This window comes from Polaromonas sp. P1_G2, from assembly GCF_056405515.1.
Map to the genome: position 1 here is coordinate 1 of NZ_JBFUBY010000477.1, position 1,719 is coordinate 1,719.

Genomic DNA, 1,719 nt, shown 5'->3' on the forward strand with positions numbered 1-1,719 from the left:
CACAAGGGGTGGGGAWGGAATACMAATACCAAATACCTGAAGAAACAAGGACTCGCCAMGGCGAGTCCTTGTTGTCTTGGTTTGTTCTTTGTATTTYTATCTTCTGTTCCCGCTCCCGTTCCCGMTTGCCCCGTCCTGGCTGGGCCGAGGAGCGCAGACGTAGGCGGATCAGGGATCGCGCTTGTCTGAGCCGAAGGCGAGTTTGCGCGAGACCCCGCCGTAGTCGAGCACCGCAGGTTGCCCGAAGCGAAGCGTAGGGACCCAGACTGCGGGTCGCCTTTTTTTGCTTACTTTTTTTGGCGAAGCAAAAAAAGTGAGTCGCATGCCGGGCGACTCCCGGCCAGCCACCCTCAGCAGAGGGCACAACGGCTGGAGCGCCCAAGAGCGCTCAATCGGCTTTGATATTGGCARGCTTCACAATCCGCCCCCACATCTTCCGCTCACTATCCCCCAAAGCAGCCAGCTCGGCACCACCCATAACCACAGCCTTGGCCCCTTGCTCTTCGGCGCGCTTCTTGAAGCCTTCCGACTCCACCACCTGCTTGATCGCCAGCGAGAGCCGGCCTTGCAGGTCGGCGGACAGGCCCGTCGGCCCGTAGACCGCGAACCACGACGAGGCCACCAGCGGCACGCCGGCTTCGGTGGCGGTCGGCACGTTGGGCTGGGCGGCCAGGCGCGTTCGGCCGGTCACCATCAACGCCTTGAGCTTGCCGGCGCGGATATGGGGCAGCAGCGGCGGTGGCGTGGTGATGGTGAAGTCCACCGTGCCGGCCAGCAGGTCGGTGAGCGCCGGGCCGGTGCCGCGGTAGGGGATGTGCACCATAAAGGTCTTGGTCAGGTCCTTGAGCAGCTCGGTGGTCACGTGCTGCAGCGAGCCGTTGCCGCTGGACGCGTAGTTGACCTTGCCGGGGTTTGCCTTCACGTACTTGAGGAAGTCCGCGAAGTTGTCGGCGGGGAAGTTGCCGCGCACCACCAGCAGCTGCGGCGCGTCGATCAAGTGGCCCAGGGGCTTGAGGTTGGCCGCCGGGTCGAAGCCCGCCACCGGCTGGATCAGTGGCGTGATGCACTGGTAGCCTGAGTACTGCACCAGCAGGCTGGTGCCGTCGGCCGGGGCGCGCGCCACCATCTGGCCGGCGATGTTGCCGTTGCCGCCGCCCCGGTTGTCCACGACCACCGTGGTCTGCAGGATCTTGCCCAGCGGCTCGGCCAGCATGCGCGCCGCGATGTCGGTGGTGCCGCCGGCCGCCGTGGGCACCACCAGCGTGACGGGCTTGCCGGCGAGCTGCGCGCGCACCGGATTAAGCCAGGCGGCTGTGCTGAGCCCGGCGACGGTCAGCAGTGTCCTGCGGGAAATAAAAGTCATGGTCTTGTCTCCAGTCATAGTTTTAGGACGCCGTTTTCAGGCGGGTTCGGAAATCTCTATCAAATTCAGGTCGGGGTCGCGCACATAGACAGAACGGATCTTTTGCGTGGCGCCGGTGCGCAGCACGGGGCCTTCGATCACCGGCCAATGTTCGCGCTCAAGGTGGGCGATCACGTCGGCAAGCGGGACGCTGGCCAGAAAGCACAGGTCCAGGGCACCCGGCACCGGCAGGTGGGCCTTGGGTTTGAATTCGTGGCCTTTGACGTGCAGGTTGATCTTCTGCTGGCCGAATTTGAAGGCCTTGCGTTCCACGGGCGGCGTGCCGCCGGTAAAGGTCTCCAGCGTCATGCCGAGCA

The 1,719-nt window shown here is 64.4% G+C and carries 2 protein-coding genes; both read right to left on the reverse strand.

The window, feature by feature from the left end; all coding sequences use genetic code 11:
- Positions 1-388: 388 nt before the first annotated feature.
- Positions 389-1,363, reverse strand: coding sequence for a Bug family tripartite tricarboxylate transporter substrate binding protein (locus tag AC1D0P_RS25420; protein WP_477679268.1), 975 nt, complete (start codon positions 1,361-1,363; stop codon positions 389-391).
- Positions 1,364-1,399: 36 nt separating this feature from the next.
- The coding region (locus AC1D0P_RS25425) for a VOC family protein (protein WP_477679269.1) at positions 1,400-1,719 on the reverse strand (320 nt) is incomplete at its 5' end.